The sequence below is a fragment of the Bacillus sp. FJAT-29937 genome (genome assembly GCF_001509555.1).
Lineage (GTDB): Bacteria > Bacillota > Bacilli > Bacillales > Cytobacillaceae > Cytobacillus.
Genome location: NZ_LMAS01000013.1, coordinates 61,664 through 79,468, shown reverse-complemented (window position 1 = coordinate 79,468; position 17,805 = coordinate 61,664). Strand labels below are relative to the sequence as shown.

11 protein-coding genes are annotated in these 17,805 nt (G+C 39.9%); 2 read left to right on the top strand and 9 right to left on the bottom strand.

From position 1 onward, the window contains the following. Positions 1-106 precede the first annotated feature (106 nt). From fdhF to AR328_RS20050, 7 genes are all read right to left on the bottom strand, one after another. Positions 107-2,182 carry a formate dehydrogenase subunit alpha gene (fdhF, locus tag AR328_RS23195; protein WP_082677332.1) on the bottom strand — a complete coding sequence of 692 codons (2,076 nt, stop codon included), beginning with the start codon at positions 2,180-2,182 and terminating at the stop codon, positions 107-109. Between the two features lie 266 nt (positions 2,183-2,448). Beyond that, positions 2,449-4,230: an L-lactate permease gene (locus AR328_RS20075; protein ID WP_066300793.1), complete on the bottom strand. Its 1,782-nt coding sequence runs from the start codon at positions 4,228-4,230 to the stop codon at positions 2,449-2,451. A 223-nt stretch (positions 4,231-4,453) separates the two neighbouring features. Continuing rightward, complete coding sequence (locus AR328_RS20070) at positions 4,454-5,224, bottom strand: IclR family transcriptional regulator (protein ID WP_066300791.1); 771 nt, start codon at positions 5,222-5,224, stop codon at positions 4,454-4,456. 93 nt (positions 5,225-5,317) lie between these two features. Next, positions 5,318-7,495: a malate synthase G gene (locus tag AR328_RS20065; RefSeq protein ID WP_066300784.1), complete on the bottom strand. Its 2,178-nt coding sequence runs from the start codon at positions 7,493-7,495 to the stop codon at positions 5,318-5,320. Between the two features lie 143 nt (positions 7,496-7,638). Then, positions 7,639-9,096, bottom strand: a complete 1,458-nt coding sequence (locus AR328_RS20060) for an FAD-linked oxidase C-terminal domain-containing protein (RefSeq protein WP_066300779.1) — start codon at positions 9,094-9,096, stop codon at positions 7,639-7,641. Further along, complete coding sequence (locus AR328_RS20055; RefSeq protein ID WP_066300777.1) at positions 9,080-10,441, bottom strand: (Fe-S)-binding protein; 1,362 nt, start codon at positions 10,439-10,441, stop codon at positions 9,080-9,082. The genes AR328_RS20060 and AR328_RS20055 overlap by 17 nt, the downstream gene beginning before the upstream one ends. 1 nt (position 10,442) lies before the next feature. After that, the gene (locus AR328_RS20050; protein ID WP_066300763.1) at positions 10,443-11,762 is read right to left on the bottom strand and encodes an FAD-binding oxidoreductase; all 1,320 of its coding nucleotides are present in this window, start codon (positions 11,760-11,762) and stop codon (positions 10,443-10,445) included. 488 nt (positions 11,763-12,250) lie between these two features. Here AR328_RS20050 and AR328_RS20045 point away from each other — a divergent pair, with 488 nt between their 5' ends. Next, the gene (locus tag AR328_RS20045; RefSeq protein ID WP_066300760.1) at positions 12,251-12,814 is read left to right on the top strand and encodes a helix-turn-helix domain-containing protein; all 564 of its coding nucleotides are present in this window, start codon (positions 12,251-12,253) and stop codon (positions 12,812-12,814) included. Beyond that, positions 12,712-13,644, top strand: a complete 933-nt coding sequence (locus AR328_RS20040; protein ID WP_156422755.1) for an IS3 family transposase — start codon at positions 12,712-12,714, stop codon at positions 13,642-13,644. Before AR328_RS20045 ends, AR328_RS20040 begins: the two co-directional genes overlap by 103 nt. 84 nt (positions 13,645-13,728) lie before the next feature. Here AR328_RS20040 and AR328_RS20035 read toward each other — a convergent pair whose 3' ends face one another. Both AR328_RS20035 and AR328_RS20030 read right to left on the bottom strand, forming a co-directional pair. Next, positions 13,729-15,003 (bottom strand): C40 family peptidase, encoded by a 1,275-nt coding sequence (locus AR328_RS20035; RefSeq protein WP_066300756.1) that lies wholly within the window; start codon positions 15,001-15,003, stop codon positions 13,729-13,731. A 320-nt stretch (positions 15,004-15,323) separates the two neighbouring features. Further along, on the bottom strand, positions 15,324-17,672 hold the full coding sequence (locus tag AR328_RS20030; protein ID WP_066300747.1) for an FdhF/YdeP family oxidoreductase: 2,349 nt from the start codon (positions 17,670-17,672) through the stop codon (positions 15,324-15,326). Positions 17,673-17,805: the final 133 nt, after the last annotated feature.

The window sequence follows — 17,805 nt, the reverse complement described above, 5'->3', positions numbered from 1 at the left end:
TATTTAAAAATAATCAAAGCCTGTGAAATTTTACTTGTCGTAAAATTTCACAGGCTTTTTCATTTCAGAGGAGGGTTTTGTCCCAGCCTCTTTTTTCCCAACAATTCTATTCAATTACTTTATTCAATGCTTTAATCTTCACAGCACAGGCTTTATATTCTGCGGTACCTGAGATTGGATCAAATTCATTAATTGTTAAGACGTTTGTTGGAACGTCTTCAAAGTGGAAGCTCATGAAAATTAGGCCCGGTGCAACTTGGTCGGTTACCTTCGCTTTCACTTGGACGCTTCCCCTTCTTGAGCTTACTTCGACTAAATCACCGGTTTCGATGCCTAATTTCACAGCATCTTCCGGATGGATATCTGCCGACTCCTCGGTTTGTTTAATTTTCACACCACTTGCATAGATATTTGTTTGGGTATGAGTATTATAAGATTCATATCGTCTGCCAGTAGTGAGTGTAAACGGATATTCCTCATCTGGCCGCTCAATTGGACCTGTATACTTAACAGCATTGAATGGTGACAATCTTACATTGCTTGCATTTTCATCAAAGAATCTCTGATGAAGAATAAATGTGCCAGGGTGGGATTCATCCGGGCAAGGATAATGAAGACTGTATTCCTTCTCCAATCTGGAATAGGGCATTCCGCCATACATTTCCCATGCTAAAGTACGAACTTCCTCCCAAATTTCTTCGCTGCTGTTATAGTTCATCGGATAGCCAAGCCTTTTTGCAAGTTCACAAAGGATTTCCCAATCGTCCCTCGTATCAGGATGAGCATCAACGGCTTTTCGAACTCGCTGTATTCTACGGTCTGTATTTGTATACGTACCCTCTACCTCGCCCCATGATCTTGCAGGAAGAACGACATCTGCCAGCCTAGCAGTTCCAGTTAAAAATATATCCTGGACTACTAAAAGATCTAGTCCTTTTAATAATTTTTCCGTATGTTGCCTATGAACATCTGCTACTAATGGATTTTCGCCAATACAGTACAGTGCTTTTACAGTACCGTTTTCCATTTGTTCAAATGCGCGCGTTTGTGTGTTGCCTGGGGCAGGATTAATTTTTACACCCCATGCCTCTTCAAAGCGGCGGCGATACTCCTCATTGGATAGGCTCACAGCACCTGGCATCTGGTTTGGCAAGCATCCCATATCGCCGGCACCTTGAACATTATTTTGTCCGCGTAAAGGCATGATGCCACAGCCTTCTCTGCCAATATGTCCTGTTAATAGGGCAAGGTTGGCGATATCAAATACATTATTAACACCACAATGATGCTCTGTTATTCCTAATGTATAAGCAATCATGGCTTTGTCTGCCTTAGCATATTCTCTTGCTGTTTCAATAATATCTTCAGCAGGTATTCCTGTTATCGCGGCCGAGTATTCAGGCGTATACCTTTTTACATGTTCCTTTAATGTGTCAAAGTCGACAGTAAATTTGTTAATAAATGCCGGGTCATATAAGTTTTCTTCAATAATCACATGTATCATAGCATTCATAAGGGCGATATCAGAACCCACATTAATTTGTAAATGTCGATGTGAAACCTTTACCATATCTATTTTTCTTGGATCGATTACAATAATCTTTAATCCAGATTTCACTGCTTTTTTCATGCGGTTTGCAATAATCGGATGGGCTTCAGTCGTGTTCGAACCCATTAATAGTAAAACCTCTGCACGATCGATATCTTCCAATGTGTTTGTTGGAGATCCATTTCCAAATACAGTTGCCAGACCGGCAACGCTAGGTGCGTGTCAGGTTCGGTTGCAGCCGTCAATATTATTGCTGCCAATCACCGCTCTCATAAATTTCTGTGTGACATAGTTTACTTCATTCGTACTTCTAGCCGTAGCAAACATCGTAATGGCTTCAGGACCAAATTGATCTTTGATTCCCTTAAGTTTGTCTGCAATAAAGGTGTAGGCCTCTTCCCATGTTGTTTCCACAAGCTCACCGGCCTTACGGATCAGCGGTGTTGTTAAACGCCTATTCGAATGAACGTATTCATAGGCAAAAGAACCCTTTACACATGTCTGTCCTTTGTTAACCGGCGCATCTTTATCCCCGCGAATTTTGACAATTTTATTATCGTCAACTTCCACAACAAGACCACAGCCGGTTCCACAATATCCACAAACTGTTTTAACTTTTGCAGCTTCTCCCATATTCATCCTCCCATTTGTGAAATTGATAAGAGTCCCTTTTTTCCAAATATGGATCAAAAAAACCTTAAGAGAACATCTTATTAAGTAGCAGCTAATCTCCCCAGATAGCCGTATTTTATATAATTTCAAATAAATTGAAATATAAAATACATCTCTATTATACTATATTTTTCCTACAGGAAATAGGTGAAACCGTCTAGAGGAGTATTCTGCTTTATTCATTGTATGCTAAGAGCCAGCGAAATCTCCCTGGCTCTTTTCTATCATTATTTTTTTATTGAAGTGTCTTGTAGTAGTAGTAAGTTTGCCCGCTTATTATTCGTGGCAATGATGTAAACGGCAGCGACTGCGATGATGACTGCGATGAATGAGCCAATGTTGAAGATGCCTTTTTGAGAATACCAAACAATTGAATATCCCACTGAACCCGCTAACAAGGCATAATAAGCGAATGGGAGTAAAGTTTTTCGAATGACGACCCCTTCTTTACCATAGAGGCCAACAACTGCGGATGCAGCTACAACGTTATGAACACAAATCATGTTTCCAGCAGCACCGCCAACAGCCTGAAGTGCTACGATCCATGTTGGGTCTACTCCAATTTGTAACCCAACATCATGCTGGAATAGGGCAAACATCATATTACTAACTGTATTACTGCCAGCAATGAATGCGCCAATTCCTCCGATAAAAGTGGAGAAAAATGGCCAATATTCTCCCGCAAGTGCAGCAACACCATTTGCTAGCTCAATCGGCATTCTTTCAAACCCTGCTGCTCCTCCTCCGGAATTCAAGAACACTTGAACCATTGGCACGGTAAAGATTAAGGCTGTGGATGCAGCAACAGTCGTTTTCGCTGATTGAGACCAAGCTTTCTTGTAAGCGTTTCCACCCATGCCGTGAATAAAAAATGTTAAAGCTGACACGACAATAAAGATTGTCCCCGGCGAAAACAGAATTTCAAAGCTGGATGTAATTCCAGAACCGAAAATATTTTCAAATTTAATGACGACAGACTTCAGCCAAGCCATTATTGGCAATGCTTTTAATCTAGTTAAAACAAGAAATAATCCTACTAATATATATGGCGACCATGCCCGCACCATACTCATTTTTCCATTTTGATGTTCTTGAATCTTTATTTCCAGCTTTCCAGACCATTCCGGATCCCATTTTGACTTTTCTTCAAAATCCCATTCCTCTCCTTTTGGAGGCATAAGGAATCCTTTTTTTGCAGCAAAGACTACGATAGCAAGTCCAACTAATCCTCCAGTCATAGAAGGGAACTCAGGTCCGAGTGTATTTGCAACGATTACATAAGGAATCGTCATGGCAAAGGCTGCAAATAAGGCAAATTTCCAAACCTTAATTCCTTCAGAAAACGATTTGTTTTTCCCAAAGAATCTTGTCATTAATGCTACTACAAAAAGAGGCACTAAAGTCCCTGCAATCATATGTAAGATTGCTACCTGCCCACCGATTCCAGTCACAAATTCAACCATATTATTTGTAATGGTTGGGTCAGCTGACAAACCGGTACCAGCTCCTACAAGCATAGGTGTACCAACAGCACCAAATGAAACAGGTGTACTTTGAATAACCATTCCGGCAACAACCGCAGCCATCGCAGGGAATCCTAAACCAACCATCAATGGAACAGCTACAGCAGCCGGTGTGCCAAAGCCTGACGCTCCCTCAATAAAGGATCCGAACAGCCACGCAACAATGATTACCTGGATTCTCCGGTCAGTAGAAATATCGGTAAAGCCCTGCCGAATTGTACTAAGGCCCCCACTTTCCTGTAAAGTATTTAAAAGCAGAATAGCCCCAAAAATAATGTACAGTAAGGTAATTGCCACAACTAGTCCATTAATGGATGCAGCTGCAACATTAGCGCCTGGCACCTTCCAAACATACAGCGCCAAACCTACCGCGATGACATAGGAAATTGGCATTGCTTTACTGGCTGGCCATTTGAGACCAACTAAGAAAACTCCTACTGCAATGATTGGCATGAGGGAAAGAATAGAAAGCAAACCTGTACTCATAAGACATTTTCCTCCTTTTGTTTCATATTGACAAACTTATAATAGCTGGCGTTGCTTATGGCGAAACAATGTTTTCCAAAATGTTTCAACCTATACAATATTATACAGACATTTGATAGAATATCAACAATATTCGGAAAATATAAATAATATTCCTTTTTATTTACCAATCTATAAAAAAAATACTGTAAACACTATTATTAGTAGCATTTACAGTATTTCACTATTTTTCATAATATCCGAGCCTTGCTGATATTTGCTTCCCTATGGAGATCATACGCGGTTGAAGTGACTCTAGCCGATTATTAGTCATTCGCATTGTTGTTCCAGAAATACTGATAGCTGCAATGACTTTGCCTAAATGGTCAAAAATGGGGACAGCCATACATGTAATCCCATATTCATTTTCTTCTAAATCTAACGCAAATCCATTCTTTCTAACTTCAATGAGTTCTTGGAGAAATTGATCTATGTCCGTTATTGTTTTATCTGTATGGACTGGAAGCCCCTTTCGCTCAAGAATATCAGTTGCAACTACAGGGGGTAAATGGGCAAGTATAGCTTTTCCAACCGAAGTACAGTGCATTGGCGCTCTTTTTCCAACCTTTGAGTGCATTCGGAGAGTTTCATTCCCGTCTAATTTTTCAATGTAAACGACCTCTCCTTGATCGTAAACAACAAGGTGGATAACTTCATTCGTCTCCATTTCTAATTCTTTCAAAAATGGCTTAGCTTCTTCTCTTAAATCAATAGACTCCAGAAGTTTTGAGCTTATATCCAAAAATTTGTATCCAAGTTTATACCTTCCTGTTTCCTCATCCTGCTCGACATAGCCATATTGAACGAGTGTTGAAAGTATTCGATAAACAGAGCTTTTGTTAATATCCATTTGGTTTGCGATTTCCGTAACACCTAATCCCCCTTTTTTCATACTGACGAACATAATAATATCAAGTGCCCGACTTACTGATTTAACCATATTCTCTCTTTCCAATATTCCCTCTCCTCGAATAAACACTATTTATTTCATTATATCGAAAATTAAAATTGCATGGCATTCAAATTGAAATGCCATGCTTAAAAAATCTTATTGTTTAATAGCAAACTTCGCCTTTGCCTCTAAGCGACGTTTGTGAAGAATCGGCTCTGTATAGCCATTAGGCTGATCATAACCTTTAAAAATGAGATCTCGCGCGGCTTGATACGCGATCGAACGATCAAAGTCTTCTGCCATTGGACGATAGTCAGCGTCACCTGCATTTTGTTCATCGACCACTTTCGCCATGCGCTGTAATGTCTCTTCCACTTGTTCCTTCGTACAAATCCCATGATGAAGCCAATTCGCTACATGCTGACTTGAAATCCTTAATGTAGCGCGGTCTTCCATTAATCCTACATTATTAATATCGGGTACTTTAGAACAGCCGATGCCCTGGTCTACCCAGCGAACGACATAACCAAGTATCCCCTGTGCATTATTATCAAGCTCCTGCTGAATTTCATCTGTTCCCCATTGCGGGTTTTCAGCAGCTGGTACTTGTAATATTTCATTCTTCAAGTCTGCTAATTCATTTAGCAGGCGGGTTTGAACCTCTTTTACATTTACTTCATGATAATGAAGCGCGTGTAACGTTGCAGCTGTTGGGGAAGGAATCCATGCGGTATTAGCACCTGCTTTGACATGGGCAATTTTTTGCTTAAGCATCTCGGCCATCATATCAGGCATTGCCCACATTCCTTTTCCAATCTGGGCACGGTTTTGGAAGCCTGATGCCAGACCATTATTGACGTTAGATTTTTCATAGGCATACAGCCACTTTGTCCCCTTCATGTCATTCTTCCTGATCATAGGCCCAGCTTCCATAGAAGTATGAATTTCATCCCCAGTGCGGTCAAGGAATCCTGTGTTAATAAAAGCGATCCGTTCTTTCACTTCGCGGATACAAGCTTTTAAGTTCAATGATGTCCTCCGTTCCTCATCCATTAAACCAATTTTTAATGTATTCCGTTTGAGGCCGATTAAATCCTCCACACGATTGAACAGCTCATTGGCAAAAGCAGCTTCCTTTGATCCGTGCATTTTCGGTTTAACGATATAAACGGATCCTTTTGCAGAATTTGTATGAGAAGTATTTCCTAATAGTGAATGTTTTGCTATTAAACTTGTTACGATCGCATCTAAAATACCCTCTTGGATTTCTTCCCCGTTCTGATCCAACACGGCATTTATTGTCATTAAATGACCCACATTTCGGACAAACATTAAAGAACGTCCATGAAGAGTAATGGAATCTCCGCTTGGTGATGTGTAGCTCCGATCTGAATTCATCGTCCTTGTGACGGTTTTACCCCCCTTCTCAAAGCTTGCCGTTAAATCTCCCCTCATTAAACCAAGCCAATTTCGATAAACGAGGACTTTATCCCCCGCATCAACTGCTGCAACTGAATCTTCACAGTCCATAATCGTTGAAAGCGCAGATTCAAGAAGGATATCCTTCACACCAGCTTGATCTGTCTTTCCAATTGGGTGGGTCCGATCTATTTGAATTTCAAAATGCAATCCATTATTTTTAAGCAGTATAGCCGACGGATTGTCTGAATCACCTTGATACCCTGCGAATTTCCCCTCATTCTTCAATCCAATTTCCTGACCATTATTTTGGACAGCAATCATTTTACCCGCAATCACTTTGTACTGGTTGATGTCATGATGAGTCCCTTCCGCTAATGGCACAGACTGATCTAGGAAGTTTTTTGAAAATGCAATAACCTTTCCACCGCGTACCGGATTATATCCCCCTGTCCTAGCTGCGCCGTCCTCTTCATTAATCACATCCGTTCCATAAAGGGCATCATATAGGCTTCCCCAACGGGCATTTGCTGCATTAAGGGCGTACCGGGCATTATTAACAGGCACAACTAGCTGCGGACCTGCCTGAAGTGCGACCTCATCATCGACATTTTCAGTCTGGATTTTGTAATCCTCTCCTTCCTCCTCAAGATAGCCAATTTCCTCTAAGAAGGCTCTATAGCGAGCAAATTCATACTTTTGATTTTCCCGATGCCATGTATGGATTTTTCTTTGAAGCTCATCCCGAAACGCAAGTAATTCCTTGTTCTTCGGGGTTAAGTCATTAACAATTTCCTCAAAGCCAATCCAGAAATGCTCCTGATCTACTATACTCCCTGGAAGAACTTCATCATTAATAAACGCAAAAAGCTCACTAGCTACCTGCATTTTTCCAACTTGTTTATAAGCTGTCATCCTATTTCCTCCTAATAGTTCGTTCTCCCAATTTTATATTTTCTCTCTGTTTGTTATTACGCAACAGCGTTTCATCCTATCGATAAAAAAAGAATAGCATAATCAACTTCCTATTGCAATAATATTCAGAAAATTTTTATTGATTATGCATTTAAAGCTGCTTCTTTCATCTCTTTCTTAATTTCAACACAGCGGCCAGGCGTTGGAAACAGCTTGCCGGCATTTAACAGGTTTTGCGGATTGAAAACTTCGCGTATATTTGTCTGTGCGATAATTTCATCGTCATTAAAAACAAACCGCATTTCTTCCCGTTTTTCGATTCCCACTCCATGTTCCCCTGTAATCGTTCCACCGACATCTGCACACACCTTAAGACATGCACTGCCCGCCTGCAACGCTTTTTCAATTTCGCCGGGTTTTCTTGCATCAAAAAGAACAAGCGGATGAAGATTTCCATCTCCCGCATGGAAAATATTCGCAATTCGCAGGCCAGATTCTTCACTGATTTTATTTATTTTTTGCAATACTTCTGGAAGTTTGCTGCGTGGAATCACACCATCCTGTACTAAATAATCGGGTGAAATGGCCCCCATTGCTCCAAACCCTGTTTTCCGATTCGCCCACCATCTTTCTCTTTCTTGTTCATCCTTAGCTGCCCTCACTTCACGAACATTGCACTTCCTGCATACGTCCAGGATCTGATTGATTTGTTCATCAATTCCGGCAGCAATCCCGTCTACCTCAATGAGTAAAACCGCTTCAATATCTTTCGGGTGTCCGACTGGAAAAGCAGCAGCTTCAACCCCTTCGATTGCAACTTTATCCATCATTTCTAAAGCTGCAGGCACAATCCCGGCAGAAATTATTTCTGAAACAGCCCTGCTCCCATCCTCTACATTGTCAAAATAAGCCAGAACTGTTTGCTTTCCTTCAGGATTCTTTAATATCCGTACCGTTATTTTTGTGACAATCCCTAAAGTACCCTCAGACCCGGTTAACAGACCAAGCAAGTCATAGCCGGGCTCATCCAAAATACCGTTATTTCCGATTTCAATAATTTCACCATTTGGCAATACGACCTCAAGTCCTAATATATGATTCGTTGTGACGCCATATTTCAGGCAATGAGCTCCCCCAGCATTTTCGGCAACATTTCCGCCAATTGTACAGCAATATTGACTAGAGGGATCCGGTGCATAATAATATCCTTTATCAGATATTGAATGTGTCAGCTTCAAATTGACAAACCCTGGCTCTACTACAGCCTTTCTGTTCTCTAAATCAACACTAATTAATCGCTTCATCCGAACAAGACTAATAATCACTTCGCCATTAATCGGAATGGCGCCGCCGCTTAATCCAGTTCCTGCCCCGCGAGCAAGAAAAGGGAGATTATTTTTCGTACAATATTTAACAAGCTCCGCCACTTCCTCGGTATTCTTAGGGAAAACGACAGCCTTTGGCAGATGCTTATGAAGAGTGAATCCATCACAATCATACGAAATTAAGTCTTCCTTATGGTAAAGGATGGAACGTGCTCCACCGACAATTTCGGCTAATTGATGAATGTGAATATCATTCGTTTTAATTTTTGTCTTCATCGTTCACAACCCCCTTCTCATTTTGATAGGCCCAATCCAAAAGCTGAACAGTATGAACGATTTTTTGATTTCTGCCATATTTCTGCACACCAACTGCCATCTGAAGCATGCAGCCGGGATTCCCCATGGAAATCATATCAACATCAGGTACATTTTCCATTTTACTTTCCAAAACAGCATCAGCCATTTCTGGATTCGTAATATTATAAATTCCCGCACTTCCACAGCAACGATCCGCATTCGGCATATGGACCATCTCCACACCAGGAATATCTAATAATATTTCCCTCGGCTCCTTGCGAACACCCTGCCCGTGTGCTAGATGACATGCATCATGATAGGTGATCCTTGTCTTCACTTCCGCTTTTGGCTTTTCATATCCGGTGTCGTGAAGATGCTTTGAAATATCCACAACCTTTTTGGAAAATTCCTCTGCTTCCTTATGCCACTCTGGCTCCTCACGGAATAATTCTGCATACTCCTGCATCATACATCCGCATCCAGCCGCATTCACAATCACTTTCTCAGCATCTTTAAACGCTTCAATATTTTGCTTCGCCAGCTGCCTTCCCATATCACGGTCTCCTGCATGAACATGCAGCGCTCCACAGCACGTTTGGTTCTCTGGAATCTTTACATCATTGCCATTTCTTGTTAAAACATTAATGGTCGATTCATTAATATCACTAAACATGACATCCATAATACAGCCTGTCAGCATAGCTACTTCCCTTTTCGTTTCTCCTTTTGCTTTAATAACTGATTGATTTTTATACTTTTTACGCACGGGCTTATTTACTTCCGGCATGATGGCTTCCATTTGAACTAAATGCTCCGGCATGATATTAATGAGCTTTGTTTTTCGAACTACCTTTTGAATTCCGCTTTTTTGGTAAAATTTGAGCATGCCGCCTAACGTATTCAGGCGATTTTGATGCGGAAAAATGCCATGCAGAAAGAATTTACTTACAGTCCCTTTCCAGCCTTTAAGGGGAATTGCCTGGCGGATCTGCCCTCGAGCTTCTTCAATCAAGCCGCCAACATCTACATCAGCTGGACAGGCAGTTGTACAAGCTCGACAATCTAAACATGCAAATACCGGATCCATAAATTGCTCATTCACTTCGAGTTTTCCTTCAGCAACTGCTTTAATTAAATACACTCGTCCACGGGGAGAATGCTGTTCTTGACCGGTTAGTTCATAAGTAGGACATGACTCCAGGCACATTCCACAGTGAACACAGTCAGCCCATTTATTTTCATCAGGCGGGTCCTTCCATAAATAATTGCCTAAGCTTGTTGTACAAGGGGGTGCTTGTTTCAATTCTGTTTCCGTCATACTCACTTCAAATCCCTCCTACAAAACGATTCGGGTTTAAAATCCGCTTCGGGTCAACCTTCGTCTTGATCCCTTCAAGCAAGGAAAAATAAGATGGTTTTTCTCCCCAAACATTTACTTCCTTCCGGATAGAAAATGGCAGATGCCTCACAATCGCATAGCCGCCTATAGACTCAACAGTTTTTCTTAATTCGTTAATGGTGTCAACAACATCTTCTTTAGCGCCATTTATCTTCACTTGGCAGAGTCCATGCCCAAGTCCGCCATGTGCTTCAATGGCTACATTTTTTAAATCCTGTAGTGTCACCGCCTCCTTCATTACCTTCATGACATCAAGATTTACGACTCCTATCCTTAATACAGCTGTAGTTTCTTCCCCAGAATCTTGCTCATTTAGACGCAGTTCGTAAAACTGTTCCCAGAATTTCTGTGCCTCCCTTTTGTGGAGAATCGTGAGCATTGAATGTGGTGGTGTTAAAGCTTTAATCATCTCCTCCTGATATTGAACAGATGTTTCAACATCCTCGAAGCTTATTGCAATTGTATAACTTCTTTGATTATTCAGTCTTTCAGTAATGGACGGGGTTAATAATTCAATACAGACCGGCTCAAGTATGGAGTCCAACACTTTAATCGCAAACTCTTTAATGCTTGCTTCATTTCCATCAGGAAAGCTAACTAAAACAAGTGATTCGTATTTTGGTAGCGGCCTTAGCTTGAAAGTCACTTCTGAAATAACGCCAAGAGTCCCCATTGAACCAATAAATAGCTTGTTCATGTCATAGCCTGCCACATTTTTAACTACTTTGCCGCCAGACCGAATAATCGTTCCGTCTGGATATATGGTTCTAAGTCCAATGACGGAATCCCTTGCTGATCCATATTTCAGCCGTTTAGGTCCGCTATCATTTGCTGCAATAATACCGCCTATTGTAGCCTCAGCGGGTGAAAATGGATCAAGCGGAATTTTCTGATTAGACTTTGCCAAATAATCCTGAAGTTCCTGAAAAGTTGTCCCAGATTTAACCGTGATCGTCATGTCCCCGACCGTATGCTCTACAACACCTTTATACTTTGATAATGAGAGCAGGATATCACTCGTTTCGTTTTGTCCTCCAAATCCCCTTTTTGTGCCGCTGCCCGTAACCGAAACGGATAAATTATTTTCATTGGCGTGCTTTATAACAGCTGCAATATCTTCTTCCGTATATGGATAAATGTTTGCCAAGCCGCCATTACCTAAGTCATTATTATGACTGCTTTCTATCGATAATTGCTCTTCTGACAAAACTGACCTTAAGTCTTCTAATAAAACAGCAGTTTTCATAACCAGCTCCCCTTATTGTTTTGTAATAAGAAACATCGTTTTTCATTTATCGCAAAAGTAGTTACTAATTTATGTATTCTATATTAATTAAAACATTCTATTCAATTAAATTCAATAAATATTTAGAATTAATCGAAAAATCAAAACGCAGCTACTGGCTATTTTTAAATATATGGTGATTTTACTGTGTTTGAAAATAGACGGACAAATTCCGTTTAATTTGAGAAATAGCGATATTTTCTTAAAAATAAGGGAAGAGTTTCCGTCTATCTTATCCAATTCTTATGATTTTGCCTTATTTAGAGCAGTTAACCGGAATTTCTCCGCTTATATCTGCCTCTTAAGCATCCACTATGAACTTTAGACGGAAATACTCCGTTTATAATTTGATGCCTCAATGAAATATAAAACGCATGGCAATTCTTATACGAATCGGCACCGACCCCCGAAAGTTAGAGTAATAAATCTAACTTTCGGGGGTGTTTTTTATGGCAAAATATAGTGAAGAATTCAAAATAAGACTTATCACCGAGTATTTAGGGGGCAACATTGGGTATGGATCATTGGCAAAAAAATATAATATGGGCAGCCAGACATCTATACGTGAATGGGTGAATGTATATAAGTCTCAAGGGATGGATGGGTTAAAACGTAGGAAAACGAAAAAGGAATATTCTGTTCAATTTAAAATGGATACGATACAATTTATATTAAACACAGGTGCTTCTTATTTAGAAACTGCTGTTCATTTTAATTTGAACAACCCTTCCTTGATTATTCGCTGGATGAAAGAATTTCATGAACAAGGAGTAGAAGGCCTAATTCCAACACCAAAGGGGCGGTCTTCTATGTCTAAGAAACCCAATAAACAAAAGAAAAAGGAAGAAAAAAAATTAACACGTGAAGAAGAATTGGAACGTGAGAACGAACTACTAAGGTTAGAAAATGCATACCTAAAAAAGCTGAGAGCTTTTCGGGAAAATCCGAATGTCTTCCTCGAAAAGCCCAAGCAAAATTGGCATTCGAACTCAAAGAAGAAGGATTCCGATTAAAGGATATTTTCCTTGTGGTGGGTATTCCTGAAGCAACATATCTCTATCATATCAAAAACTTTGGAAAAGAAGATCCGGACGGAGAACTAAAAGAACTCATTACTGACCTATTTAAGAAATTTCATGAACGCTATGGTTATAAACGCATCACGAAGGAATTAAAGAAAGTAGGACATCGTGTTAATCATAAAAGAGTATATAGACTTATGCGAGAACTAGGATTGAAATGTGTAAAATTTATGCGGAAATCCCGTAAATACAATTCCTATAAAGGAAAGATTGGGAAGGTTGCGAAAAACCGAATATCCCGCCGTTTTAGCACACCTATTCCTCTTCAGAAATTAGTAACCGACATTACTGAATTCAAATGTCTTGGGGAAGAGAAGTTATATCTAAATCCAATTCTTGATCTTTATAACGGAGAAGTTATAGCGTTTGGAATTAGGAAACGTCCAACATTAGATCTTGTCATGGAACCTTTAAAAGAAACAATAGGGATAATAGAAAATCATGCAACCTATCGCACCACTATTCATTCCGATCAAGGCTGGCATTACCAACACAACCAATGGGTGAAGACATTAAAAGCAAATAAAATATTCCAAAGTATGTCGCGTAAAGCTACCTGCGCAGACAACGCTTCGATGGAAAACTTCTTTGGCATTTTAAAGCAAGAAATGTATTATGGGGAAAAACTAGTAAGCTATGAGGAATTAAAAAGAAGAATAGAAGAATATATCTACTGGTATAACAATGAACGTTCAAAAGCAAAATTGGCCGGATTGAGTCCAGTCGAATACCGAACTCAATCCAGCCAATCAGCTGCATAATAAAACTCTAATTTTTGGGGGTAACCACCATCACCATGCGTTTTTAATCTGTTTTTCACTTTTTGTACTTCAAAAGAGAAGCCGTTATAAAACTCGAATGACTCGGCCATTAAATTTGCTCTTCCAGTAGCCGCTGCCCATATTGGCAATAGCTACTCCTGTAGAGCTTTGAGATCCAATAAATTTACCGCCGCCAACATAAATTCCTACATGTCCATCTTTTTTGTAAGTATCAAAGAATACGAGATCCCCAGGTCGCATCTCACTGGATGAAACTTGCTTGCCCACACTCTTTAATGACTCCGTATATGCTGGTAATTTAACGCCTGCTTGGGAGAAAGCCCATGAAACGAAACCAGAACAGTCAAATCTTCCATTAGCAATATCAGAAGAAGACCTGCCGCCGCCAAACACATAAACAGAGTTCCCAAAATACTTATAGCCAGCTTTGATAACTGTATTAATATCACCCTTAGCAGCAGGAGCTTCCTTGACTGGAGCACTTGGTGCTACATTAGCTGAAGCTTCCTTCGCATCATCATTTGATCCGCTTGCTAATTTTAAATTATATTGAGGAGCCTTCGGTTTTGATGGTGTGTATTTGCTAGCTTCCAGTCTAGCTTGAATTTCTGCTTGTTTTGAGGCAAGCTCACTATCTTGGATTTTCAAGTTAGCTCTTATAGCAGCAACTTCATTTTCTTTCGCTTGCAGTTCTTTTACTAATTGAGCATTTTGCTGCTTTTGTTCTTTCATTTGAGCCTGCATTCCTTCAAGCTCTACTTTCATATTTTGCAAATCAGAAAGTTTTTTCTCAACAGCTGCTTTCTTTTCTTCTACTGCTTTCTTATCCGCATCATGCTGAGCAATAATATCTTGGTCTGCTTGAACGATCGTTGTTACCGCCCCTACTCTTTCAATGAAGTCACCAAAGCTAGTAGACCCAAGCAAAACTTCAACATAACCAATTTTACTATTGCCGTTTTCTTGATAGGAAACAGCGCGTTCCTTTAAAATATTATTTCTTTTATCAATTCTTTCTTGGATTTCAGCTATTTCTGTTTTCAATTGTTCTACTTCTGCCATCGTACTAACAATATCTTTTTCTGTTTGATTCATTAAATTATTATTGTCTGTAATGGCCTGAAGGACTCTTTTAATTTGTGCATCTAAAATGGCACGTTCCTCAAGAACAGCCGTTAATTCCTGTTCAGCTTTTGAAAGGCTTGCTTGTACGTTAAGTCTTTGTTTTTGAATGTCTGCTTTTTGGCTATTTAATGATGATGCGTCAGCTGAAGGAATGGCAAAAGCGCCAAGCCCAAGCATAAGCGTCGTATTTAATACTATCAGTTTCTTTTTCATTTATGTCCTGCCCCCAATTGTTAGTAGCTCTCGTTGCCCATTGGCATATGTATTGGTCTATTTAAGTTACTTATCATTTCCGTTAAATAAAATGGTATACTACTAATAATTATTTTATAGTTTGAATTATATCATGCTAATTTAACAGGACTATTTTAGTTATATTACAAAAATATTTCAATCTGTTACAACCCTCGCCTAGCTGAGGAAATCATTGGTAAAATATTATTAGCATATATGATTTATAACAAAAAAAAGCTAATCATACAGCAAATAATACTTTGCCTGTATGATCAGCTTATATAATAGAAGAAACTAGATTAGCTCATACTCATTTCAAGTTCTTCAATTCTCTTTTCCACATATTTACGATCCTTTTGGGCATGGAAGGTTTCTGCCTTTTCGAGAATAATCGTAGTGTTGTATTCCGGAATTTCAGCGTATTTCTCATACACACCCTTCGGAAGCAATACATTTCCTTCCGGCCAGAATACCGCGATATTACCTGATTTCACATCTTCGAATTTAGCTCTGCCCTGATAACTTCCGTAGCTGTTAAAAGCAACGATGGCATCACCCTCTTGAATGTTTAATTTCTCCGCATCGACTGCATTCAATAAAATATCATAGCGATCTGCCCCATTGAATTGATCTGTTTCGCTATAAACCATTGAGTTGAATTGTTTTCCGCGTCTTGTTGTCACATAGAACTGGCCTTCCGTTTTCCGCAGCTCGGGAATTTCGATAGCCAGCAGATTTCCTTTGCCATCAGGAGTAGGACAAACTCCGCCCTCGCATAACCAGGCGCCGCCCCATTGGAACACGTCTCCTTTGTTCTTCAAATGCTCGATGCCATCATAGTTTCTGTTGGCAATGGAAATTTCATCACGAATTTCTTCTGCATGCTTGAATTCAATAAGATGCTTCTTATCAGGATATACTCTCGATGCAAGATCAACATAAATTTCCCATTCCGGCCTTGCTTCCTCAATTCTTGGCCCTTTAACCTCAGGACTAAAATAAACCATTCTTTCCGTACTTGTGGATGTACCTCCACCTGGCTGCTCATATCGCGTCATTGCAGGTAATACAATGACTTCTTCCTTTGCATCTACTAAGGTAGATGTATTAAAAATGATATCCTGATGGACCCGAAGATCAACATTTTCAAGAACCTCCTGAATAAAACGAGGATCTGGCATTGTTTCGAGGAAGTTTCCTCCACTTGTAAAAAAGAGCTTAACTTTTCTCGGATGATTCTCAGGCAGCATGATATTTTCCAATGTTTGGCCAACTGTATCACCCTGCCATCTAGGAACAGGGAATCCCCAAATATATTCCATCCGTTTTGCATTCAACTCATCAAAATCACTTCCCGGAAGAACAAACGGATCAGCTCCCATTTCTCCCGAGCCTTGGACGCCGCTATGTCCGCGGATTGGCATAACACCGCAATGCTCTCTTCCAATAAAGCCGCGCAGCATGGCAAGATTAGCCACCTGTGAAATATTATCCGTTGCAAAGCGATGTTGTGTTAATCCCATACTCCAAATGAAAACACCTGATTTTGATTTGGCCAGCAGCTCGGCAAACTCAAACATTCTTTCCTTCGTTAACCCGGATGACTTTTCAAGCAATTCCCAATCTTGATGCTTCATATGTTCTCTTAATTCAGAAAAACCATTTGTATGCTCGTTGACAAAATCATGGTCAATCGCAGACCCTGGAGCTTTTTCCTCCATTTCAAACCAATGCTTCATTACACCATTCATAAAGGCAATATCTCCGCCAATATTGACTTGATAGACATCATCAACAATTTGTGTACCGAACAATGCACTTTCCGGAATGGAAGGAATCCAGTAATTTTCCATGGCCGGCTCTCGATATGGATTAATCATAATGATTTTTGTTCCGGCTTTCTTTGCTGCATACATATATTTAGTTGAGACAGGCTGATTATTCGCTGCTACAGAGCCCCAGAAAATTAATACGTCTGTGCCAATCCAATCCTTATAGTTACAGCTTGATGCCCCGATGCCTAATGAACGTTTTAAAGCTGTTTTACTCGGTGAATGGCAAATACGGGAAGCGTTGTCAATATTATTAGTTCCAAGAAAACGAGCAACTTTTGCAGCTGTATAGTAGACTTCATTCGTAATTCCCCTTGCAGTTAAATAGAATGCAAGCTGTTTAGGATCAATATGCTTTATTTTTGCTGCAATCCTGTCTAAAGCCTCGTCCCAAGATATTCTTGTAAACTTTTTTTCTCCTTTTTTTCGTGAAAGTGGATATGGAATTCTACCAAGCTTTCTAAGCTGTGTACTATCTAATTCTTTCAATTTATCTATATTTTCAAGCCATTCCGGATCAATAGCCGGCATCGTATTTAAGCGAAGAACATTCAATCTTGTTGTACATAAATGAGGACCAGTCAAAGTTTGATCATAAAGCCCAGATACACCAAGGGCACAACCATCACACACACCTTGTGTGAGAATCCGATAAGCATATCCTAAATTATCCTTATTATCCCATGCTACCTTCATCGTATCTCTAATATGATGAGGCTTGATTTTCCCAAGACCCATTGGCGCCTTGCCAGCCCACAAGGATGGCTTTAAAGATGTATCTAATTTGATTGGTCCTGTATGTTTCGTTGAACTCATGACATTCTTCTCCTTTTTCATTTATGCTGAATTTTTATTTTAATGATCATAAACGCATTTACAGTATTTTCCATAAAAAATATAAAAACCACCAGACACATGTATTCCATTTGTGTTTGGTGGTTAGTCTTTA